The sequence below is a fragment of the Bradyrhizobium sp. LTSP849 genome (assembly GCF_000938255.1).
Classification (GTDB): domain Bacteria; phylum Pseudomonadota; class Alphaproteobacteria; order Rhizobiales; family Xanthobacteraceae; genus Bradyrhizobium.
In genome coordinates this window covers 455,974-477,183 of record NZ_JYMR01000052.1, presented here as the reverse complement: position 1 = coordinate 477,183, position 21,210 = coordinate 455,974, and the positions used below count along the sequence as shown (strand labels likewise).

The 21,210-nt window shown below is 64.1% G+C and carries 24 protein-coding genes; 15 read left to right on the top strand and 9 right to left on the bottom strand.

The features are described 5' to 3' along the window. The first annotated feature begins 29 nt into the window (after nucleotides 1-29). The 5 genes from UB31_RS33015 (at nucleotide 30) to UB31_RS32995 (ending at nucleotide 4,746) form a co-directional block, all read left to right on the top strand. Complete coding sequence (locus UB31_RS33015; protein WP_045013825.1) at nucleotides 30-1,427, top strand: NAD(P)(+) transhydrogenase (Re/Si-specific) subunit beta; 1,398 nt, start codon at nucleotides 30-32, stop codon at nucleotides 1,425-1,427. Between the two features lie 21 nt (nucleotides 1,428-1,448). Beyond that, the gene (locus UB31_RS33010; RefSeq protein ID WP_045013824.1) at nucleotides 1,449-2,249 is read left to right on the top strand and encodes an alpha/beta hydrolase; all 801 of its coding nucleotides are present in this window, start codon (nucleotides 1,449-1,451) and stop codon (nucleotides 2,247-2,249) included. Between the two features lie 59 nt (nucleotides 2,250-2,308). Further along, nucleotides 2,309-3,406 carry a calcium:cation antiporter gene (locus UB31_RS33005; RefSeq protein ID WP_045013823.1) on the top strand — a complete coding sequence of 366 codons (1,098 nt, stop codon included), beginning with the start codon at nucleotides 2,309-2,311 and terminating at the stop codon, nucleotides 3,404-3,406. Nucleotides 3,407-3,417: 11 nt separating this feature from the next. Next, complete coding sequence (locus UB31_RS33000; protein WP_045002748.1) at nucleotides 3,418-3,702, top strand: cupin domain-containing protein; 285 nt, start codon at nucleotides 3,418-3,420, stop codon at nucleotides 3,700-3,702. Nucleotides 3,703-3,819: 117 nt separating this feature from the next. Continuing rightward, nucleotides 3,820-4,746 (top strand): hypothetical protein, encoded by a 927-nt coding sequence (locus UB31_RS32995; RefSeq protein ID WP_045013822.1) that lies wholly within the window; start codon nucleotides 3,820-3,822, stop codon nucleotides 4,744-4,746. Nucleotides 4,747-4,773: 27 nt separating this feature from the next. On the opposite strand, the gene UB31_RS32990 is transcribed toward UB31_RS32995, so the two are convergent. Next, nucleotides 4,774-5,421: a tetratricopeptide repeat protein gene (locus tag UB31_RS32990; RefSeq protein WP_045013821.1), complete on the bottom strand. Its 648-nt coding sequence runs from the start codon at nucleotides 5,419-5,421 to the stop codon at nucleotides 4,774-4,776. Between the two features lie 142 nt (nucleotides 5,422-5,563). Then, nucleotides 5,564-5,872 carry a 30S ribosomal protein S21 gene (rpsU, locus tag UB31_RS32985; protein WP_014439827.1) on the bottom strand — a complete coding sequence of 103 codons (309 nt, stop codon included), beginning with the start codon at nucleotides 5,870-5,872 and terminating at the stop codon, nucleotides 5,564-5,566. A 263-nt stretch (nucleotides 5,873-6,135) separates the two neighbouring features. On the opposite strand from rpsU, the gene aqpZ reads away from it, so the two are divergent. Next, nucleotides 6,136-6,858: an aquaporin Z gene (gene aqpZ / locus UB31_RS32980; RefSeq protein ID WP_045013820.1), complete on the top strand. Its 723-nt coding sequence runs from the start codon at nucleotides 6,136-6,138 to the stop codon at nucleotides 6,856-6,858. A gap of 36 nt (nucleotides 6,859-6,894) precedes the next feature. Here the strand turns inward: aqpZ and UB31_RS32975 are convergent, their stop codons facing one another. Both UB31_RS32975 and purE read right to left on the bottom strand, forming a co-directional pair. After that, complete coding sequence (locus UB31_RS32975) at nucleotides 6,895-8,001, bottom strand: 5-(carboxyamino)imidazole ribonucleotide synthase (protein WP_045002752.1); 1,107 nt, start codon at nucleotides 7,999-8,001, stop codon at nucleotides 6,895-6,897. Then, complete coding sequence (purE, locus tag UB31_RS32970) at nucleotides 7,998-8,486, bottom strand: 5-(carboxyamino)imidazole ribonucleotide mutase (RefSeq protein WP_045002753.1); 489 nt, start codon at nucleotides 8,484-8,486, stop codon at nucleotides 7,998-8,000. The genes UB31_RS32975 and purE overlap by 4 nt, the downstream gene beginning before the upstream one ends. Nucleotides 8,487-8,628: 142 nt before the next feature. Between purE and UB31_RS32965 the strand changes: the two genes are divergently transcribed. Beyond that, nucleotides 8,629-9,339 (top strand): GGDEF domain-containing protein, encoded by a 711-nt coding sequence (locus tag UB31_RS32965; protein ID WP_082078708.1) that lies wholly within the window; start codon nucleotides 8,629-8,631, stop codon nucleotides 9,337-9,339. A gap of 2 nt (nucleotides 9,340-9,341) precedes the next feature. On the opposite strand, the gene UB31_RS32960 is transcribed toward UB31_RS32965, so the two are convergent. The 3 genes from UB31_RS32960 to UB31_RS32950 form a co-directional block, all read right to left on the bottom strand. Then, nucleotides 9,342-9,593: a hypothetical protein gene (locus UB31_RS32960; protein ID WP_045002755.1), complete on the bottom strand. Its 252-nt coding sequence runs from the start codon at nucleotides 9,591-9,593 to the stop codon at nucleotides 9,342-9,344. Between the two features lie 24 nt (nucleotides 9,594-9,617). Continuing rightward, nucleotides 9,618-9,830 carry a hypothetical protein gene (locus UB31_RS32955; protein WP_045002756.1) on the bottom strand — a complete coding sequence of 71 codons (213 nt, stop codon included), beginning with the start codon at nucleotides 9,828-9,830 and terminating at the stop codon, nucleotides 9,618-9,620. A 103-nt stretch (nucleotides 9,831-9,933) separates the two neighbouring features. Then, complete coding sequence (locus UB31_RS32950) at nucleotides 9,934-10,140, bottom strand: YdcH family protein (RefSeq protein ID WP_045013818.1); 207 nt, start codon at nucleotides 10,138-10,140, stop codon at nucleotides 9,934-9,936. A gap of 330 nt (nucleotides 10,141-10,470) precedes the next feature. On the opposite strand from UB31_RS32950, the gene UB31_RS32945 reads away from it, so the two are divergent. Further along, entirely contained in the window at nucleotides 10,471-10,653 is a 183-nt protein-coding gene (locus tag UB31_RS32945) for a YdcH family protein (protein WP_027532476.1), read from the top strand. Between the two features lie 120 nt (nucleotides 10,654-10,773). Here UB31_RS32945 and UB31_RS32940 read toward each other — a convergent pair whose 3' ends face one another. Next, the gene (locus UB31_RS32940) at nucleotides 10,774-11,877 is read right to left on the bottom strand and encodes an NAD(P)/FAD-dependent oxidoreductase (protein WP_045002758.1); all 1,104 of its coding nucleotides are present in this window, start codon (nucleotides 11,875-11,877) and stop codon (nucleotides 10,774-10,776) included. A 205-nt stretch (nucleotides 11,878-12,082) separates the two neighbouring features. Between UB31_RS32940 and UB31_RS32935 the strand changes: the two genes are divergently transcribed. After that, nucleotides 12,083-14,770 carry a sensor domain-containing protein gene (locus UB31_RS32935; RefSeq protein ID WP_045013817.1) on the top strand — a complete coding sequence of 896 codons (2,688 nt, stop codon included), beginning with the start codon at nucleotides 12,083-12,085 and terminating at the stop codon, nucleotides 14,768-14,770. 141 nt (nucleotides 14,771-14,911) lie between these two features. Continuing rightward, on the top strand, nucleotides 14,912-16,372 hold the full coding sequence (locus UB31_RS32930) for a glycerol-3-phosphate dehydrogenase (protein WP_045013816.1): 1,461 nt from the start codon (nucleotides 14,912-14,914) through the stop codon (nucleotides 16,370-16,372). A 3-nt stretch (nucleotides 16,373-16,375) separates the two neighbouring features. Here UB31_RS32930 and UB31_RS32925 read toward each other — a convergent pair whose 3' ends face one another. Beyond that, nucleotides 16,376-16,591 (bottom strand): hypothetical protein, encoded by a 216-nt coding sequence (locus UB31_RS32925; RefSeq protein WP_045013815.1) that lies wholly within the window; start codon nucleotides 16,589-16,591, stop codon nucleotides 16,376-16,378. A 122-nt stretch (nucleotides 16,592-16,713) separates the two neighbouring features. Between UB31_RS32925 and UB31_RS32920 the strand changes: the two genes are divergently transcribed. From UB31_RS32920 to UB31_RS32900, 5 genes are all read left to right on the top strand, one after another. Continuing rightward, nucleotides 16,714-17,886, top strand: coding sequence for an ABC transporter ATP-binding protein (locus UB31_RS32920; protein WP_045013814.1), 1,173 nt, complete (start codon nucleotides 16,714-16,716; stop codon nucleotides 17,884-17,886). Then, nucleotides 17,883-18,794: an ABC transporter permease gene (locus tag UB31_RS32915; protein WP_045013813.1), complete on the top strand. Its 912-nt coding sequence runs from the start codon at nucleotides 17,883-17,885 to the stop codon at nucleotides 18,792-18,794. Before UB31_RS32920 ends, UB31_RS32915 begins: the two co-directional genes overlap by 4 nt. A 1-nt stretch (nucleotide 18,795) precedes the next feature. Then, a complete protein-coding gene (locus UB31_RS32910) occupies nucleotides 18,796-19,608 on the top strand; it encodes an ABC transporter permease (RefSeq protein WP_045013812.1) in 813 nt (270 codons plus the stop codon). A 13-nt stretch (nucleotides 19,609-19,621) separates the two neighbouring features. Beyond that, nucleotides 19,622-20,119, top strand: a complete 498-nt coding sequence (locus tag UB31_RS32905; protein ID WP_045002764.1) for a DUF6622 family protein — start codon at nucleotides 19,622-19,624, stop codon at nucleotides 20,117-20,119. A 103-nt stretch (nucleotides 20,120-20,222) separates the two neighbouring features. Next, the gene (locus UB31_RS32900) at nucleotides 20,223-21,206 is read left to right on the top strand and encodes a TRAP transporter substrate-binding protein (RefSeq protein WP_045013811.1); all 984 of its coding nucleotides are present in this window, start codon (nucleotides 20,223-20,225) and stop codon (nucleotides 21,204-21,206) included. Nucleotides 21,207-21,210: the final 4 nt, after the last annotated feature.

Below are 21,210 nucleotides of genomic sequence, written 5' to 3'. Positions count from 1 at the left end.
CGGGGTGACGAAGACAAAGGGGACCTGAGATGAACGCCAATCTGGCTGCAGTTCTTTATCTCGTGGCGGGTGTGCTGTTCATCCTGTCACTGCGCGGGCTGTCCAGCCCCGCCTCATCCCGGCAGGGCAATTTCTTCGGCATGATCGGCATGGCGATCGCGGTCGCCACCACGCTCGCCAGCCATCCGCCGGCGGACGGCCTGGCCTGGGTCCTCGTCATCCTCGGTATCGCCATCGGCGGCGCGATCGGCGCGGTGATCGCCCGCCGCGTGCCGATGACGTCGATGCCGGAACTGGTCGCAGCCTTCCACTCGCTGGTCGGCATGGCCGCGGTGCTGGTCGCCGCCGGCGCGTTCTACGCGCCCGAGGCCTTCGACATCGGCACGCCCGGCAACATCCATCCGCAGAGCCTGGTCGAGATGTCGCTCGGCGTCGCCATCGGCGCGCTGACCTTCACCGGCTCGGTGATCGCGTTCCTGAAGCTGTCCGCGCGGATGAGCGGCGCGCCGATCATTCTGCCGTTCCGCCACGTCATCAATATCGCGCTCGCCGTGGCGCTGGTGTTCTTCATCGTCGGGCTGGTGATGTCGGGTAGTGCGCTCGACTTCTGGCTGATCGTCATCATCGCGCTTGCGCTCGGCGTGCTCATGATCGTCCCGATCGGCGGCGCCGACATGCCGGTCGTGATCTCGATGCTGAACTCCTATTCGGGGTGGGCTGCGGCCGGCATCGGCTTCACGCTCGGCAACTCCGCCCTGATCATCACCGGCGCACTGGTCGGCTCCTCGGGCGCGATCCTGTCCTACATCATGTGCCACGCGATGAACCGCTCCTTCATCTCGGTCATCCTCGGCGGCTTCGGCGGCGAGACCGCGGCGGCTGGCGGCGGTACGGGCGAGCAGAAGCCCGTGAAACTCGGTTCGGCCGACGATGCCGCTTTCATCATGAAGAACGCGCAGAAGGTCATCATCGTGCCCGGCTATGGCATGGCGGTGGCGCAAGCCCAGCATGCGCTGCGCGAAATGGGCGACATCCTGAAGAAGGAAGGCGTCGAGGTGAAGTACGCCATTCACCCGGTCGCAGGCCGCATGCCCGGCCACATGAACGTGCTCCTGGCCGAAGCCAACGTGCCCTATGACGAGGTGTTCGAGCTCGAAGACATCAACTCCGAATTCGCGCAGGCCGACATCGCCTTCGTGATCGGTGCCAACGACGTCACCAACCCGGCCGCCGAAGATGACAAGACCTCGCCGATCTACGGCATGCCGGTGCTCCAGGTCTGGAAGGCCGGCACCGTGATGTTCATTAAGCGCTCGCTCGCCTCGGGCTATGCCGGTATCGACAATCCGCTGTTCTATCGCGACAACACCATGATGCTGCTCGGCGACGCCAAGAAGGTCACCGAGAACATCGTCAAGGCGATGTAGTGCCGTAGCCGCGGCGTAGCGATGACATTCGTGAAATGGATCGTCATCGTCCTTGCGGCCGGCTATTTCGCGAGTCTCGTCCTGATCTACGTGAAGCAGCGCGACATGCTGTTTCCGATTCCCACCACCGAGCGAACGGCGCCCGCCGCCGCGGGATTTCCGGCGGCCGAGGAACACGTCCTGACCACATCCGATGGCGAGAAGGTCATCGTCTGGCACGTGCCGGCAAAGCCCGGACATCCCGTGGTGCTGTTCTTTCCGGGCAATGGCGATTTTCTCGCCGGGCGCCTCAACCGCTTCAAGGGCATCACAGCCGACGGCACTGGCCTCGTCGCACTGTCTTACCGCGGCTATGCCGGCTCGACCGGCGCGCCGAGCGAGCGGGGCCTCTTGCAGGACGCCGAGGCGGCCTACGCCTTCGCGACAGCGCGCTATGACCCGCAGCGCATCATCGCCTGGGGCTTTTCGCTCGGGACCGGCGTTGCGGTCGCAGCCGCATCCGAGCATCCGGTCGGCAAGCTGATTCTGGAAGCCCCCTACACGTCGACGGTCGACGTCGCAGCTTCGCTCTTTCGCTTCGTTCCGGTTCGTCTCCTGATGCGCGATCAGTTTCGCTCCGACGAGCGCATCGCACGCGTTGCGGTGCCGTTGCTGATCATGCACGGTACCAACGATCCGGCGATTCCCATCACATTCGGCGAGCGATTGTTCGCGCTTGCCCGTGAGCCCAAGAAGCTGGTGCGGTTTCCCGGCGGAGGACACGAAAATCTCGACGACTTTGGGGCTCTGGAGACCGCGCGGCAATTCGTCAATGGCGCTTGAGGGCTGACGGGCGCGATCTTCTCGCGCATAATCGATCCCCTAATGAAGGAATCGTCTGCATGAGCGCACACGGACCGATGCCGCGGTCATCATGGATCTTCCCCGCCTTGGCGGTGCTGCTGTTCCTGATCGTGACCGCGACCGGCTACGGCTTCACCCTGTCGGCGGGCGGCGGCCTGTTCGCGATCGTCCTGCTGGTGATCCTGTTCGGCACCGTGTTCGCGGCCGTTCATCATTCCGAAGTGATCGCGGAACGGATCGGGGAGCCGTTCGGCACGCTGCTGCTCACGCTGGCGGTCACCATCATCGAAGTTGCGCTGATCACCACGATCATGCTGGGTGACAAGCCGGCACCGGCTCTGGCGCGCGACACCGTGTTCGCGGTCGTGATGATCGTCTGCAACGGGCTGGTCGGGCTTTGCATCTTCATCGGCGGTTTGTGTTACCGCGAGCAGGGTTTTCAGGTCTCGGGCGCCAACGTCTATCTCAGCGTGCTGATTGCGCTCGCGACCCTCACGCTGATCATGCCCAATTATACGCTGACGACGCCGGGGCCCTTCTTTTCGACGCTGCAGCTCGGCTTCGTCGATCTCGTGACGATCGTGCTCTACGGCGTGTTCCTCTATACCCAGACCGTCCTGCACAAGGATTATTTCGTCCACGAGCGGGCGGACGGCGAGGGCGGCGAGGCTCATTTGTCGGGCAGGATGCTGGGGCTCACCATCGCGCTGCTGCTGGTCTCGCTCCTGGCCGTCGTGCTCCTCGCCAAGAAGTTCTCGCTGGTCGTCGACGCCGTCGCCGACCGGATCGGCGCCCCGCCGGCGTTCGCGGGCCTCCTGGTCGCGCTCCTGATCCTGATGCCGGAGGGCGTCTCGGCGATTGCGGCCGCGCGCAAGAATGACCTCCAGAAGAGCATCAATCTGGCGCTCGGGTCTTCGATTGCGACGATCGGGCTGACGATACCAGCGGTCGGGCTGGCCTCCTATGTGCTCGACAAGGAGCTGCTGCTGGGCCTCAATCCCCAGAACACCACGCTGATGTTCCTGACATTCCTGCTGAGCATGCTGACCTTCGGAACCGGCAGGACGAACATCCTGTTCGGACTGGTCCATATGGTGGTATTCGCGGTCTTCGTGTTTATGGTCTTTGTTCCCTAGAAGAGGTTCCGATGCTCGCCGCCCAGTCCGAGGTTCAAATCGACAACGAAGAAGTCCGGGTGACCGAATGGCGGCTCGCCCCGGGCAGCGCCACCGGGCATCACACCCACGGGATGGACTACGTGATCGTTCCCGTGGCCGCCGGCGAAATGACCATCGTGGCGCCCAATGGTGAGCGCTCCAAGGCGCAGCTTGCGGCCGGGAAATCCTATTTTCGCAAGGCCGGCGTCCAACATGATGTGCTTAACGAAACCTCAACCGAGATCGTGTTCCTTGAGATCGAGCTGAAGCCCTAGTTGAAGCCTTGCGTGACGCCTTGGGCTGACGTTACCAATTGCCATCGATCCGTCGCAGTTGATCCCTTACTATGCCTCAAAGTTCCCGCATCAGATCGCGCGGGGAGTGGCCGAGAAATGCTGAAATACATCGCTAAAATCTCGATGGATATCTTCCCCTCGGTGCTCGCCACGATCATCGGGGCCTACATCGTTAATCACTACATCAACGCCAGGCCGGCGGCGGATACGCCAGCCGCGTTGGTGGCGCCTGCCCAAGCCGGCAAGAACGGCAAGCCCGCCGATGTCGCCAACCTCCCGGCACCCGGCGTCAAGGCCAAAGGCATTTCCGAGAAGAACGTGACGGACAAGGCGGCGGTCGAGAAGCCTGCCGATAAGCCGGTCGACCAGCCGGGCGCTGAGACCAAGGCCGCGGACGTCAAGGCTGCGGACGCGGCACCGGCCGATGCCGCTCCCGCTAGCCCGCGCAGTCGGTCCTCGGCGCGTGAGAAAGCCGTCGCCAAGTCCACGCCAGCGTCCACCCCGGCCGTTACCGCTCCCGCCAGCGTTCCCGTGGTGGAGGCCAATTCGGCTCCGTCCGCCGCGCCTGCGGCCGCGAGCCCCGATGCCAACGATCTGGCGCGCGCCGCGATCGAGCGCCTGCGTAAGTTCCCTGAGAGCAAGGCGGCCGAGAAGCCGGCTGAAGCTGCGCCGCAGGAGGCCGCTCGCGCGCCCGAAGCGCCGCGTGCTCAGGACGCTCCGCGCGTCGTGACCGCTATGCCCTCGGCCGTGCGCCCGTTGCCGCCGCCGATCACGGTGTCGACCCCGTCTGTCGAGACGCCTGCGAACCCGCCTTACACGGCCTCGGTCGGCAATGACGACCCGAACCGGCTGACGCCGCCGGCCGATATTCCGGTCCCGGTGATTGCACCGCCGCTCGATCTGCGCGCTGACGCAGACGGACCCATGCCGCGGCCGAAGAAGACCAATGTCGCCGACGAGATGTTGTCCGGCGTCAAGTCGATGTTCCACGCCGTCCTGCCCAAGAGCGCGACCGCCGATTAAGACGGCGCCTGCATTGCACCAAATCTCTCAGCCGCCGACCCGGGCAAGACCGCTGCGGGCGGCATCGTCGCGTGGGCGAAGCGAGACGGCCTTGGTGTAGGACGCAGCCGCCTTGGTCTTGTCGCCCAGCCGCTCATAGGCCTGCCCCCGCGCCGTCCAGACCTGGGCGTTGTGCGGATCGGCTTCGGAGGCCTCATCGAGATCGGCTGCCGCCTCCTTGACCTTGCCGGTGGCGAGATAGCTGATGGCGCGGCCGAGCAGCGGTTCGGCCTTCTGGGGATTGAGCCCGCTCGCGGCGCCGAAATCGGCGATCGCGGAATCGTGGTCGTTGGTGCCCTGGTAGATCAAGGCGCGGCCATAGAGGGCCTGTGCATTGTAGGGATCGAGCGCGACGGCGCGATTGAACTCGTCGAGCGCCGCGGTGGTGTCCCCTGACTTTGCCAGGGTCTGGGCTTTGGCCGTGTGGATCTGTGCTTCGCTGACGTTCCCGGCGCTGACAGCGCTCTCGGCGGCGATCGGCTTGGCCTCTTCCCGTGGCTTGTCCTTCTCGGGCATCAGCGAGCTCATGTCGAAGGAACAGCCGGACAATGCGATCGCCATCAACGCCAAAGCGAGCGGGCGTCGGCACGGTCGAGCTGACCGTGCAAGGCCGGGCTGGGGGAAAGGGTCGGCCATCTACGGTTCGCTCGCGCGCTGGTGCCGCATCTGTAGTGCCCCGTCCCAGAAAGGCACCGCTACAAAATAATAACGCGGGCCCAGGGCCCGCGTCATTGAAAACTAAACTCTTGGAAAACTCAGTGCTGCAGCTTCGGCAAAATCAGCGCGGACCGCGCGGACCTGCACCTGCGCCCGCACCCGGGCCGCCACGACCGCCGCGATCACCGCCCGGACCGGCGCCGAACACCGGCTTCGGCTTCATCGGCAGCAGGCCTTCGCGCTGGAGCTTCTTGCGGGCCAGCTTGCGCGCACGGCGCACGGCTTCGGCCTTTTCGCGGGCCTTCTTCTCAGAGGGCTTTTCGTAATGGCCGCGGAGCTTCATCTCGCGGAAAATGCCCTCGCGCTGCATCTTCTTCTTCAGCGCCTTGAGAGCTTGGTCGACATTGTTATCGCGAACGAGAACCTGCACGCGGCATCCTCTTCAGTGGATCGGATTTGAATTCTGGTAAGTCTAAGGGGATGGCTAAACGCCCGGCCCTTAACCTTGAGGGCGCGGATGTATCAGACAAAACCTGACATGTCCACCTGTGAGGCGGCCTTTCGGGCCAAGTTCAGCCATTAAATGGGGCGAAAACTCCCCTGTGCGGTCCTAATTTGGGTGATTTGGCGCCAAAAGACGGGCCGTTTTTCCGGAGGTTGATCCGGAGATCTTGAAATCAGGGGAGACGCCACATGGATATGAAGAAATATGCCGCCGAGGCCATCGGCACGTTCTGGCTCACATTCGCAGGCTGCGGCAGCGCGGTGATCGCGGCCGGCTTTCCGCAGGTCGGCATCGGCCTGGTCGGCGTATCCCTGGCCTTCGGCTTGAGCGTCGTCACCATGGCTTACGCGATCGGCCACATCTCGGGCTGCCACCTCAACCCCGCCGTCACGGTCGGGCTTGCCGCCGGCGGGCGTTTTCCGGCAGGTCAGATCCTGCCTTACGTGATCGCGCAGGTCTGCGGTGCGATCGTGGCCGCCCAGTTGCTCTATGTGATCGCAAGCGGCGCCCCGGGTTTCGATGTCACCAAGGGCTTTGCCTCCAACGGCTATGACGCGCATTCGCCCGGCCAGTACAGCATGGTCGTGTGCTTCATTACCGAGGTGGTGATGACCATGATGTTCCTGTTCGTCATCATGGGCTCGACCCATGGCCGCGCGCCTGCAGGCTTTGCACCGCTCGCGATCGGGCTTGCGCTGGTGATGATCCATCTCGTCAGCATCCCCGTCACCAACACGTCGGTGAATCCAGCGCGCAGCACCGGACCCGCGCTGTTCGTCGGCGGCTGGGCACTGGCGCAGCTCTGGCTGTTCTGGGTCGCGCCCTTGATCGGCGGCGCGCTGGGCGGGGTGATCTATCGCTGGCTCAGCGAGGAGCCCACGGGCGTCGTCGCGGGCGCGAAGAAGGCATGATCGGCGAGCGGGATCGCGGCATTTGCCGCGGTCCCCTCACTTGCCTTTCGAAGGCCTGACTTCGGTGACATGGCCCATCTTGCGGCCGGGGCGCGGTGCGCCCTTGCCGTAGATGTGCACGGTTGCGCCCGGCACGCTCAGCCATGTCTCGTAATCGTTGATCTCGTCGCCGATCAGATTGGTCATGGTGACGATTTCGCCGTGGCGCACGGGCTTGCCGAGCGGCCAGCCGGCGATGGCGCGGATATGCTGCTCGAACTGCGAGACGGACGCGCCGTCGAGCGTCCAGTGGCCGGAATTGTGCACGCGCGGTGCGATCTCGTTGACCAGCACCTTTGGTCCGGTGCCGTTGGCGAGCACGAACATCTCCACGGCCAGCACGCCGACATAATCGAGCGCAGTTGCGATCTTGCCGGCGATGCTGCGCGCCTCTTCGGCGAGCGCGTCCGGAATCTGCGCGGGCGCACGGGATATCTTCAGAATATGGTCGCGGTGCTCGTTCTCGGTGACGTCGAAGCATTCGACCTGGCCTGTGGCCGAGCGCGCGGCGATCACGGAGATCTCGCGCTCGAACGGCACGAAGGCTTCCAGGATCGCCGATTTGGTGGCGAGGCTGGTCCATACTTTCGCGATGTCGTCGCCCTCGCGGATGATGGCCTGGCCCTTGCCGTCATAGCCGAAGCGGCGGGTCTTCAGCACGGCGGGAAGGCCGATTTTAACGATCGCCTCGCGCAACGAAGCAACCGAGGTGACGTCGGCATAGGCGGCCGTGCGGATGCCGAGGCGCGTCACAAAATCCTTTTCGGCAAGCCGGTCCTGGGTGGTCTCCAGGATCTTGCGATTGGGCAGCACCGGGCGGCGCGCGTCCAGCACCATCGCGGCGGCAGACGGCACGTTCTCGAATTCGTAGGTGATGACGTCGACGTCGTTGGCGAACAGCTCCAGCGCCTCGACATCGGCATATTCCGCGCAGGTCGCGTTCAGCACGACGTCGAAGGCCGGCGAATCCGGATCGGGCGAGAACACCTGGCAGCGCAGGCCGAGCCGTGCCGCGGCCATTGCCAGCATCCGGCCCAATTGGCCGCCGCCGAGGATTCCGATGGTGTCGCCGGGCTTCAGCTTCACCTGCTTCGAGTCAGTCACGCCTTATCCTCCGGGCGCTCGGCGACCGCCTCGGTCTGCGCCTTGCGCCAGGCGGCGAGGCGGTCGGACAGAGCCGGATCGGACAGCGCCAGTACGGCTGCTGCAAGCAGCGCCGCGTTGATCGCGCCGGCCTTGCCGATCGCCAGAGTGCCTACCGGGATGCCGGCTGGCATCTGGACGATCGAATAGAGCGAATCAATGCCCTTGAGCGTCCTGGATTCGACAGGCACGCCGAACACTGGCAGTTCCGTCAGTGCCGCGGCCATGCCGGGCAGATGCGCGGCGCCGCCGGCGCCGGCGATAATGACCTTGAAACCGGCCGCCTTGGCGCCCTTGGCGAAGGCAAACAGCCGGTCTGGGGTCCGGTGCGCCGAGACGATGCGGGATTCACAGGCGACGCCGAGCGCTGCAAGCGTGTCGGCGGCATGCCGCATGGTGTCCCAGTCCGACTGGCTTCCCATGATGATGGCGATCGGCGCTGTCATGTCGTCAATTGTGCTCGGGAAAACAGAAACATAGGCCAGATTAACGGTTCCGGCCGGCGGATCGCAAGGCGGTGGCAAGGAGAAGGGAATGGACTATCCTGTCTTGGTGAATCCCCGCAAGCCTTCATTGAGCAGGATGCCCATGAGGAAACCAAAAAGGGCGACCGCCGCGAAGGCCAAAAAGGGCCGGACGACCAGCGGGAGCCAAGCCAAAGCTGCACCCAAGCGTTCCGCGCCGGCGCGGCGCCGCGCGTCCGCCGATGACGGCGGCAAGGAAGCGATCAAGGCGACCATCCGTGGCCTGCGGACCAAGCTCAAAGGGGCGCTGCGGCGCGTCTCGGAACTCGAAGCGGCGGCCGACACCGACTTCCTGCTGGATATTCCGAACCGGCGCGGTTTCGAGCGCGAGCTTCAGCGCGCCATCGCCTACATGAAGCGCTACCGTGCCAGCGGTGCACTGATCGTGCTCGACGTCGACCGGCTGAAGCCGATCAACGATTCCTTTGGCCATGGCGCCGGCGATGAGGTGCTCAAAGCGATCGCGACCACGCTGACGCGGCAGATCCGCGCGTCCGATGTGGTCGGCCGGCTCGGCGGCGACGAATTTGCGTTGCTGTTGTGGAATCTCAGCGAGACCGACGCCAAGGCGAAGGCCGTTATCTTCGAGCAGGCGGTCGACGAATTGTCGTTCGTCTTTCGCGGCCAGCATGTGACGGCGGGCGCCTCTGCTGGTGTTGCGCTGCTCGGCCCGCAATCCGATGCAGCCCGCGCGCTGGAAGAGGCCGATGCTGCCATGTATGTGCGCAAGGCGCACCGCCGGCACGAGCCGCGGATCAGACTTGTGAGCAGTTGAACTTAGAGGGTGGCCAGATCTTCCGGCACGCTGCCGAATTTGCGTAGCAACGTTGCGTCGCCGAATTCGCCGGTCATAGGATCGCCGCTGCGGCTGAACGCGACCGCGCCGATGCAGCCGGCTCCGCGGGACAAAATCTCGGCGCGCCGCAGCGCGGCCGTTGAGGACTGACATTCCTCGGCCGCGCCGGCGACAGGCGATCCGTCGGCATCGATCAGAAAGGGCATTGCAACGTAATAGGTCACATCGGACATGGCGTTGCTCCAGGGATGGTGGAGTTAAGCGGCGCTGCTCCGCGCCTTGCTGCGTGAAGTCTCCGGAATGCAGCCGGCCGAGATCGCCGCCTGCAATTCCTCGAGCTCGGCTTCCAGATATTCATTGGCCATGATCAGCGCCTTGATGGTGCTGCGCAGATTGCCGTCGCACATCGCGATGGCCTGATCGCAGGCCTGTTCATAGTGGCTGTTGTCGAAGAGGGCGGTTGCTGACATCTGCGTTTTCCTGGGCCGGTTGGGTCCAAATGTTCCCTCTTTGTTCTGATTGAGTCAAGCGGATTCAAATGCCGCAGCTTCGTCGCAACGCGACGGCTGTGGATCAGGCGATGATGTCAGGCGTGATCTGGTCTTCAATGAAGGCGATACGGTCGCGCAACAACAGCTTGCGTTTCTTCAACCGCTGTAACCGCAACAGGTCGGGGGCGGGCGATTGATGCAGTGCATCGATCGCCGCATCGAGATCTCGGTGTTCCTGGTGCAACCGGGCGAGTTCGGCTTCGAGCTCGCGCTCGTCTTCATTGGTCATGTCTGCGGTGGCCGAAAACCGATAAGCTTGAGATTAAGGCTGTGGATGCCCTGTGGAAATTATCGTCCTTGCGCGTCGTGATCGCAAGCGATCTGGGTCGTCGGGTACCGTTCTCTCGCAAGATATTTCGGTGGATCGTTTAACACGGCTTGCGCAAGTGCATTGATATCATGGATTTTTCGCCGCGTGGTTCCTTACTCACGCTTCGTTACATATGAATTTTCAAAAATGACATTGCGACGACGGATACCCATCGACAGAACGAATCGGTGATGTACACTTGCTCGTCCGGATCGAATCCAAGGTTCACCCCTACCGAGGAGGTTTCGAATGACAATTCAGGCACATCTGGTTGAATTGGAACGGAAGCATAAGACTCTCGAAAACGAATTGCACGACGCTCTCGTGCACCTTTCAACAGACGACCTGCAAATTGTTGAGTTGAAGCGCCGGAAGTTGATGGTCAAGGACCAGATCGAGCGACTGAAGCACACCGGCGACACGCTTCACTAGTAACCCCCGTAACAGCGTAGAGTTTGATCGTACCCTTTCACGCAGGGATGGGAGTTCTTGCGCTCATCCCTGCTGTAAGGTGCGCGTTGCGCAATCATCGTTGCGCGGCGTTTGCGGCGTTTAGAGTCCTGCGAGCTCGGCGACGTGGTCCGCGATTGCAAGCGACGACGTCAATCCCGGCGATTCGATGCCGAACAGATTGACCAGGCCCTCGACGCCGTGGTCGCGCGGACCCTGCATCAGAAAATCCTGCGTGGCGACAGCGGGCGGCACGATCTTCGGGCGAATGCCTGAATAGCTCGGCATCAGCGCGCCATCGGGCAGCGTCGGCCAGTATTTGCGGATCGCCGGATAGAAGCGCTCGGCGCGCGACGGATCGACCTCATAGTCGATCGTCTCGATCCACTCGACGTCGGGACCGAAACGCGCCTGACCCGCCATGTCCAGCGTCAGATGCACGCCGAGCCCGCCGGGCTCGGGCACCGGATAGATCAGGTGCGAGAACGGCGCTCTCGCGTTGCAACTGAAGTAATTGCCCTTGGCGAGATAGGCCGGTGGAATCCGATCCAGCGGCATGCCGTCGATGTGGCGCGCGACGGTCGTCGCCGAAAGCCCGGCGGCGTTGACGAGCAGGCTGCATTGCAGCGTCATCGGCGCTTCGCCGCCGGCGTCGATCTCGATGACGCCGCCCGCGACCTTGGCGCGGATCAGGGGCGTGTGAAACGCAAAAGCCGCGCCTGCCGCCTCGGCCTCGCCGCGCAGCGAGAGCATGTAGGCATGGCTGTCGATGATGCCCGTCGACGGCGAGAGCAGTGCGGCGTCACAGGCAAGCGCCGGCTCCAGCGCGCGCGCGGCGTCCCCCGAGAGCAATTGCATGTCGAGCACGCCATTGGCCTCGGCATGCGCCTTGATCGATTGCAGCTTCTCGGTCTCTTTCGCGCTGGTCGCGACGATCAGCTTGCCGCAATTCTTGTGCGGGATACCGCGTTCGCCGCAGTAGCGGTAGAGCGCGTGCTTGCCGCTGACGCACATGCGCGCCATCCAGCTTCCGGCGCGGTAGTAGATCCCGGCATGGATCACCTCGCTGTTGCGCGAGGAGGTGACGGTGCCGATGGCCTCGGCTTCTTCGAGCACGATCACCTCGTGCCCGGCCTGGGCAAGCTTCCGGGCCACCGCGAGCCCGACCACGCCGGCTCCGATGACGACGCTATCGACCCTATCCATGGTTGTGCAGAATTCTCGCTGAAGGTGCCGATGGAGCCGGTCTGCCCCGGAAATGCGCTTTGAAGCCGTTCTCCATTAACGAAGCGTTTATCATGTCAGGGCAATTGCCGTATTTCGGGACACATTTTTCTGTTGGGCGTACAGGCGTTTACCCGATCCAAACCCGTGAAGCCAGACAATCCGCAGTTGAAATCGCGGGTGGCTGATGGCTGAGAAGAACTGGCACGCTGGCAGCACTGTTCTGATTGCTGTGCAGGCCGTCGTGTGCCTGGGCGCCGCGATCACGCCCGCGCGCGCCTATGCGTTGTCCGAACAATTTGCCCCGAGCGCCTATCTGGACGGGCTCGATCCCAGCCTGGTCTGGGAAGGCCTGATCGGCGGCATTGTCGTGTGTTCGCTTCTGGCCGCTGTCGCGCTGTGGATTCATTCCGCGTTGCGCCGCGCCAAGCGGTCCCAGTTGCGGCGCAACGCCTTTGTCTCCTCCGCCATGAACAATCTCAACCAGGGCGTGATGATGACGGATGCGCAGCGGAGCATCATCTTCTGCAACGACCGCTATCTCGAGATCTACGGGCTGTCGCGGTCGGATCTCTGGGCCAACATGAACGGCTATGACATCCTGGAGCTCCGGCGCAAGCGCGGGGTCATCGGTGGTGTCTCCAACGACGACTTTTACGAGAAGGCGGCAAGCCCCAACGGCCTGATCACCGAACTGCCGGACGGGCGGGCCATCATGGTGAAGCATTTCGTGCTGCCCAACGGCGGTTCAGTGACCACCCATCTTGACGTCAGCGAGCAGCGCAGGCTGTCGCGACAGCTCGCCTCCACCAAGCAGTTCCTGGAATCGGTGCTGGACAACGTGCCGGGCTGCGTCGCCGCCAAGACCATCGAGGATGGCCGTTACATCTTCGCCAACAGCGCCTATGAGCGCTTCTGGGGTTTCTCGCGGGACCATGCCGTCGGCAAGAACGCGCGGGAGCTGTTCCCGCTCGCCACGGCGGCGAGCATCGAGGCTGCCGACCGGTCTGCGCTCGTGGCGCCAGCCGGCCAGTATCGCAATGAATTCGAGGTCGAGCTCGGCGGGACGCGCCGCATGGTCGCCTCGATCCGGATCGTGGTCCGCAACGAAAGCAACCGGCCCGAATTTCTGCTGCTCCTGTTCGAGGACATCACCGATCGCCGCTCGCTCTCGCAGGAGCTCGAGAGCACCAAGAAATTCCTCGAGCTGGTGGTCGACAACATCCCGGTGGCGCTGATCGTGGAGCAGGTCAAGGATGGCCGTTATCTGCTTGCCAATCGCAGCGCGGAAACGATCCTCAACCGCAGGCGCGAGGAAGCCACCGGACTGACCGCGTCCGACATCTTCAATCCCAAGGAAGCAAAGCTGATCATCGCGCGCGACGAGGCCGCGATCAAGAAGCGTGGGATGGTCACCGAGGAACATCCGATCTCCACCAAGGATGGGCTGCGACTGTTCCTCACCCGCCGCGCCACCGTGCTGAACGATGCCGGCGAGCCGCAATATCTGATCAAGACCCACGAGGACGTCACCGACCGGCGGCAGACCGAGTCGCGCATGGCGCACATGGCCTATCATGACGGCCTCACCGACCTGCCGAACCGCGCCGCCTTCCTTCAGGCGCTGACCCAGATGATCGAGGCCTGCGAGGGCACCGACGAGGAGTTCGCCGTCCTCTGCATCGATCTCGACGGGTTGAAGGAGGTCAATGACGTCTTCGGTCATGCGCTCGGCGACAAGCTCCTCGTTGAGGTGGCCCAGCGGCTCCAGGACGCCGCACGCGGCGGCGTGGTGGCGCGCCTCTCCGGCGACGAGTTCGGCCTGATCATCGACGGCAAGCAGCCTGAGGCGGGCCTCGCGCTGGCGCAGCAGCTTGGCGACGCCATCGCCCAGGAATTCCAGATCGACGGCCGTGCGGTGCGCGCCGGCGTCACCACCGGCATGTCGATCTTCCCGCATAATGGCGCAGACGGTGCCTCGCTGCTCGCCAATGCCGGCGCCGCGCTGTTCCGCGCCAAGCAGAAGTCGCGCGGCACGATCAGCCTCTACCAGCCGGAGATGGACCAGCAGATCCGCGACCGCCGCGTGCTGCATCAGGACCTCTCGAAGGCGATCAAGAATGGCGAGCTGTCGCTCGCGTTCCAGCCGCAGGGCATCGCGCGCCACAGCGTCGCCGAGAGCGAGATCATCGGCTTCGAGGCGCTGGCGCGCTGGGCGCATCCGGTGCGTGGCCAGGTCTCGCCGGCCGAATTCATCCCGATCGCGGAGGAAAGCGGCCTGATCGTCGAGATGGGCGAATGGATCTTGCGCCAGGCCTGCCGCGAGGCGGCGTCGTGGCCGAAACCGCTCCAGGTCGCGGTCAATCTATCGCCGGCGCAATTCATGCACGGCGACCTGGTCGGGCTGGTGCATTCCATCCTGCTCGAGACCGGGCTTGCGCCCGGCCGGCTCGAGCTCGAAATCACCGAGGGCGTCCTGATCGAGGATTTCGATCGCGGCCTGGCGCTGCTGCGCCGGCTGAAGGCGCTCGGCGTGCGCATCTCCATGGACGATTTCGGCAGTGGCTACTCCTCGCTGAGCTATCTCCAAGCGTTCCCGTTCGACAAGATCAAGATCGACCGCGCCTTCATCATGAATCTTGGCCGCAACCCGCAATCGGCGGCGATCGTCTGCGCCGTGATCGATCTCGGCCACGGCCTGGAAATGTCGATCATCGCCGAGGGCGTCGAGACCGTCGAGCAGCTCACCTTCCTTGCCAAGGAAGGCTGCGACGGCGTGCAGGGCTATCTGCTCGGCAAGCCGCTGCCGATCGGGCAATATGCCGGCCTCGTCGGCCGTACCGAGGCCATGGAGCTTGCGCTCAAGACCGGCTAGAGCGTTTTCGAGCGAAGTGGATCCCGGTTCGCCTAAAGAAAACCCGTCAAAACAAGAATCCAGAGCCCCGTTCCGATTTCATCGGAATGGAAATGGCTCTAGTGATGGCGGGAGCTTATCTCGCTCCTTCTCGACGGCTTCATGGCGGATTACGACCTCGCGATTATCGGCGGCGGCCTGAACGGTGTCAGCCTCGCACGCGATGCTGCGGGCCGCGGCCTCCGGGTGATTTTGATCGAGCAGGGCGATCTTGGCGGTGCTGCTTCGTCGGCGACGCCGCGGTTGATCCACGGCGATCTGTCGGTGCTGGAGCGGCGCGGCTTCTGGCGCGTGCGCCGGGCGCTCTCCGAGCGCCGGACCTGGCTCCGGATCGCGCCGCATCTGGTCCGGCCGATGCGTTTCGTGATCCCCGCCCATTCCGACGAACGTCCGCCCTGGCTGCTGCGTGCCGGCCTGTTCGTCTATGACAGCCTCGCGAGCCGGAGCGGCCTGCCGGGATCGGCCACACTCGACATCACGCATCATCCGGTCGGCAATGCCCTGAAGCGTCCGTTCGGCATCGCCTTCGAATATGCCGACTGCGTCGTCGACGATTCCCGCCTGGTGGTGCTCACGGCGCTGGACGCCACTGAGCACGGCGCCGAGATCCGGACCGGGGCACGCTGCGTGCGCGCCGACAGGGCCGATATCTGGCGGCTAGCGGTGATCGATCGCGGTCATCGCCGGGTGATCACCACGCGCGCGCTGGCCAATGCCACCGGCGGCTGGACCTCGATGGTCGCGGACACCGTGCTGCGGCAGCCGCAACCCGCCATGGCGGCCATGCAGATGAGCCAGATCATCGTGCCGCGGCTGTTCGAATCTGACAACGTCTATGTCTTCCAGAACAATGATGGGCGGCTGATCTTCGCGAGCCCCTTCGAGCGCGACTTCACGTTGATAGGTACGATCACGCACGCCTTCACGGGCGATCCCGCGATCGTCGCGATACCGGGTGCCGATGTCAGCTATCTCTGCGAGGCGGCGAGCCGTTATTTTCGCGAGCGCGTCGCGCCGACGGATGTGGTGCGGACGGTCTCCGGCGTCAATCTGACGCCGGCATCCGCGCGACGACGCGACGGGACAACGCTGTTCCACGCGCGACGGCGCAAGGCGCCGCTGCTCACGATGTTCGGCGGCGACGTCACCACATCGCGCCTGCGCGCGGAGCAGGCAGTGACGCGGCTGACGCCGTTTTATCCGATGTCGCCGCGCTGGACGGCAGGCGCCGCGTTGCCCGGCGGAGATTTTGCCTGGGATCGTTTCGAGACCGAGGTCGACCTCGCGCGCGACCGTTGGCGCTTTCTCGCGGAGACGCAGGCCCAGCGGCTGGTCGCGGCCTATGGCTCGCGGCTATCGGCTGTGCTCGGCGAGGCGAAGACACGTGACGAGCTTGGCCCGGCCTTCGGCCCCGAGCTCACCGGCGCCGAGGCGCGTTATCTGATGAGCCACGAATGGGCGCGCTTTCCGGACGATATCCTGTGGCGCCGCTCCAAGCTCGGGTTGACGATGCCTGCGGCGGACCGCGACGCGCTGGCCGCATTCATGGCGGATGTGATTTAAGGATCAGCGCCAAGTCGCCCGGACTTGAGCCTCGGTCGCGAATTCGCCTCGTGCAGCTGCCTGTTTGGATGCTGCAATTGCAGACCTCTCGTCATCCGAGAGGATGACAGTGGCCGCTTCTGCGCCGGCGAGCTGCAACACGATCCGTGCAATGTCATCCTGCGCGTCCGAAGGCAGACTGCGTGTAATTTCCAGCGCCTGGTCGAGCAACTTGGTCATGTCGCGATTATACGCTTTTTGATGTCCGGTACGAAGGCCAATCTGGGACGATCCGTCTCGAACCGGTTGAGCAAAGGCCGATCCGCCGCTAGCGTGCGGCGGCATTGGGGTTGGCAGGGAATATGGCTGGAGAGTTGCCTAAGACGGACGGCGCGGTCGATACGGCCGGCGGAGACGCGCATCCGGCGGCCGACCAGCCGCTGCTGCGCATCGAGGGTGTGGCGAAGACGTTTGGGACGTTCCGCGCGGTGGACGGCGTGTCGCTGGACATCAAGGCCGGCGAGTTCTTTGCGCTGTTGGGTCCGAGCGGTTGCGGCAAAACCACGCTGCTGCGCATGCTCGCCGGCTTCGAGGCGCCGGACGAGGGGCGCATCCTGCTCGGCGGCAAGGACATCGCACAGGCGCTGCCGCATGAGCGCCCGATCAACATGATGTTCCAGAACTATGCGCTGTTTCCGCATTTGTCAGTGCGCGACAACATCGCCTTCGGCCTGAAGCGCACCGGGATGGCGCGCGTCGAAATCGCCACTCGCGTCGCGGAGATGGTCGCGCTGGTGAAGCTCGAAGGACTGGAGAAGCGCAAGCCGGACCAGCTCTCCGGCGGCCAGCGCCAGCGCGTCGCGCTGGCCCGTGCGCTGGCACGCCGGCCACAGCTGTTGCTGCTCGACGAGCCGCTCGCAGCGCTGGACAAGAAGCTGCGCGAGAGCACGCAAGGCGAGCTGATGGAGCTCCAGCGCCGGCTCGGCATGACCTTCATCATCGTCACCCACGACCAGGAAGAGGCGATGACGATGGCAAGCCGGATCGGCGTGATGAACGCCGGCAAGCTTGCCCAGGTCGCAACTCCGCGCGAGCTCTACGAGGCGCCGCGCTCGCGCTGGATCGCGGAATTCGTCGGCGACATCAATCTGTTCGACGGCGAGTCCAAATTACGCGACGGTCATCGTCTGGTCATTGGCACGCGTGACGCGGGTGCGCTGGTGGTGGCCGAGCCGCGCGAGCCGGTCGGCGCGGGAAAATTTTCGGTCGCGATTCGCCCCGAGAAGATCAAGCTGTCGCGCCGCGGCCCGGTGAGCGAGGCCGGTCACGAAACGGCGATCAACCGGCTGGAGGGCGTGGTCGCGGACATCTGCTATCTCGGCGGCACCACCACCTACAAGGTGAAGCTCGATTCCGGCGGGATGGTGCAGGCCTCGGTGGCCAATAGCGCGCGCCTCGATGTCGATGCCTATAGTCTGAATCAGCACGTCGTCGCCTGGTTCACGCCTGATGATTGCGTGGTGCTGCCGTCATGAGCGCGCGCCGCATCTTTGCCCGACCGGCGCGCTTCGCCGCCATCGCGCCTTATGTCTGGATGGTGCTGTTCTTCCTGGTGCCGTTCGGCTTCGTGCTGAAGATTAGCCTGTCGCAGACCGCGATCGCGCAGCCGCCTTACGAGCCGGTGTTCGACCTGACGGCGGGATGGACGGCGATCAGGGTGGCCTTTGCCGCGCTGTCTCTCGACAATTTCAGGCTGCTCGCCTCCGACGACCTCTATGTCTACGCCTATGTGCGCAGCCTCACCGTGGCGATCACGGCGACGACGCTGTTGCTCCTGATCGGCTACCCCATCGCCTATGGCATGGCGCGGCTGCCGCGGCGCTGGCAGGCAGTGGCGATGGTGCTGGTCATCGTGCCGTTCTGGACCTCGTTCCTGATCCGCATCTATGCCTGGATCAATATCCTCCAGCACGACGGCCTGCTCAATCAGATCCTGCTGGCGCTGCATCTGGTCAGCCAGCCGGTGGTGTGGCTCTCGACCGACAGCGCGATGTATCTCGGCATCGTCTATTCCTATCTGCCGTTCATGATCCTGCCGCTCTATGCCACGCTCGCCAAGATGGAGCCGGTGCTGGAAGAGGCGGCTTCCGATCTCGGTGCGCCGCCCTGGCAGGTGTTCTGGCTCATCACCTTTCCGCTGTCGCTGCCTGGCGTCGGAGCCGGCGTGCTGCTCTGCTTTATCCCGATCGTCGGCGAGTTCGTGATTCCGGATCTTCTCGCCGGCTCCAATTCGCTGATGATAGGCCAGACGCTGTGGCTTGAATTCTTCACCAACAAGGATTGGCCTGTCGCTTCCGCAGCGGCGATCGTGCTGCTCGTGGTGCTGCTGTTGCCGCTCTTGCTTTACGAGCGGCTCCAGCGCCGGCAGCTGGAGGAGCGGTGAGATGCGCAAATTCTCTCGCCTGTCCCGTTTCAACGTCGCTTCGCTGGCGCTGGGGCTGGCATTCCTCTATCTGCCGATCCTCATTCTCGTCATCTATTCCTTCAACGCCTCGCGGCTGGTGACGGTGTGGGGCGGCTGGTCGCTGCGCTGGTACCAGGAGTTCTTCAACGACCGCGCCATGATCGAGGCGTCATGGATGAGCCTCAAGGTCGCGGTCTCCTCCGCGAGCATCGCCACGCTGATCGGCACGCTCGCAGCGGTGGCGTTGTCGCGCGGCGAGCGATTCCGCGGCCGCACGCTGTTCTCGGGCATGCTCTACGCGCCGCTGGTGATGCCGGAGGTGATCTCCGGCCTGTCGCTGCTGCTGCTGTTCGTGGCGCTGAACGCCGAGCGCGGCTTCTGGACGGTGACGATCGCACACACCACGCTGACGATGTGCTTCGTCGCCGTGGTCGTACAGTCCCGCCTCGGCTCGCTCGACCGCTCGCTGGAGGAGGCGGCGATGGACCTCGGCTGCGACCCGGTTCGCGCGTTCGTGGCCGTCACGCTGCCGCTGATCGCGCCCGCAATCGTCGCCGGCTGGATGCTCGCCTTCACCCTGTCGCTCGACGATCTCGTGATCGCGAGCTTCACCACCGGCCCGGGCTCGGCGACCTTGCCGATCCGGATCTATTCGGAGGTCCGGCTGGGCGTGAAGCCCGAGATCAACGCGATCTGCACGCTGGTGATCGGCCTGATCGCAATGGTCATCGTCGTCGCCTCGCTTGCCTCAAAACTATCGAGCTCGCAGGGCGAGAGCGCAGCGCCATTATGAATCGGGGGCGATTATGACATTCGCCTACCAGATCCTGACCCACACGCCGCTCTGGGTTTTCGTCCTGTTTGCCTATCTCGTCTGGCAGGGCATCCAGGCGATGCAGCCGCGTACGACGCCGATCTGGCGTGCGCTGATCGTCCCGGTCGTGTTCATCGTCTGGGGGATCTCGCGGATCGGCTTCGGGCACCAGGACGGCGCATGGCCGCTGGTCGCCTGGATCGTGGCGGCTTTGGCGCTGTTTCCCCTTGGGGTGCTGACGCCGCGCCCGTTTGAGGTCGATCACACCACCGGACAAATCATCCGCCCGGGCAGCGCATTCGCCCTGGTCCGCAACCTCATCGTGTTTGTCCTGCAATATGCCGTCGGCGTGATCTCCGCGATCGACGCCAGCGACCGTGCGCTGGCGCTGATCGTCGGCCGTGCTATCTCCGGCGCGACAGCCGGCTATTTCATCGGCTCGACAATCGCATTGCTGATCGCATATCGACGCAAACGCGCAGTGGAGTGATCGGCGCGACCGGGGCGCCCGTATTGAGGCTTCCGGGGTATCTAGGTTAACCGTTCGTATAGCTTATCTGGTTATCGTCGCATCGCTTGGGGAAGTGGGGACGATGAAGCGGCGTTATATTGGTGTGGCCAGCACTGCGCTGGCGTTATTTTGTTTCGCTGTTCGGCCATCGGTTGGCGCGACGCAGATGGTGTCGCTGCTGTACAACGGCTCGCCGCAGTCGCCGCAGCAGATTGGCTCGGACGAATTTCGCCGCAAGCTCGCCGAGATCGCACAGGGCCGCATCATCGTCGATGAACGCGCCGGCAACGCGTTGGGCAGCGAGACGGCGCTCCTTGCCGCTATGCGTAATGGTGTGGTCGACATGGCGACGCTGTCTGGCTCGGTCGTCAGCTCCGCTGTGCCGGAATTCGGTGTCTTCGACGTGCCGTTCCTGTTCCGCGATGCCGCGCAGGCCAAAGCGGTCGCGGACGGGCCGGTCGGGGCTCTGTTCGCCAAACCTTTCGCCGATAAGGGATTGGTGCTGCTCGCGATCGGCAAACAGGGCTTTCGCAACGTCACCAATTCGAAACGGCCGATTCGTTCGCCCGCGGACCTCCAAGGGTTGAAAATCCGCGTCCTGCCGAACGAGGTCTATCAGATGACCTTCAAGGCGCTGGGCGCCGAGGTCGTGCCGATGGAGTTCACGCTGGTGTATTCCGCACTCAAGGACGGCCGCATCGACGGGCAAGAGAATCCGGTCATGACGATTGCCACCAGCCATCTCGAAGAAGTGCAAAAATATGCCAGCCTGACCGGGCATTTCTTTGCCCCCATCGCCTTCGTCGCCAATCGCGATGTGTTCCAGGCCCTTAAGCCCGCCGACCAAGCCGCCCTCATTGCCGCAGCCAAGGCCGGTGCGGAGGCGACCTGGCAGAGTGGTGCCGCGGACGAGACGAAGAAGCTCGAGGAGCTGCGCAAGGCCGGCATGGAGATCATCGAGAAGGTCGATCGCCAGCCCTTCATCGATGCCGTGAAGCCCTTGGAGCCGGAATTCGAGAAGCGCTTCGGCAAGGATCTGCTCGCCCGGATCCGGGCTACGCCGTAATTCT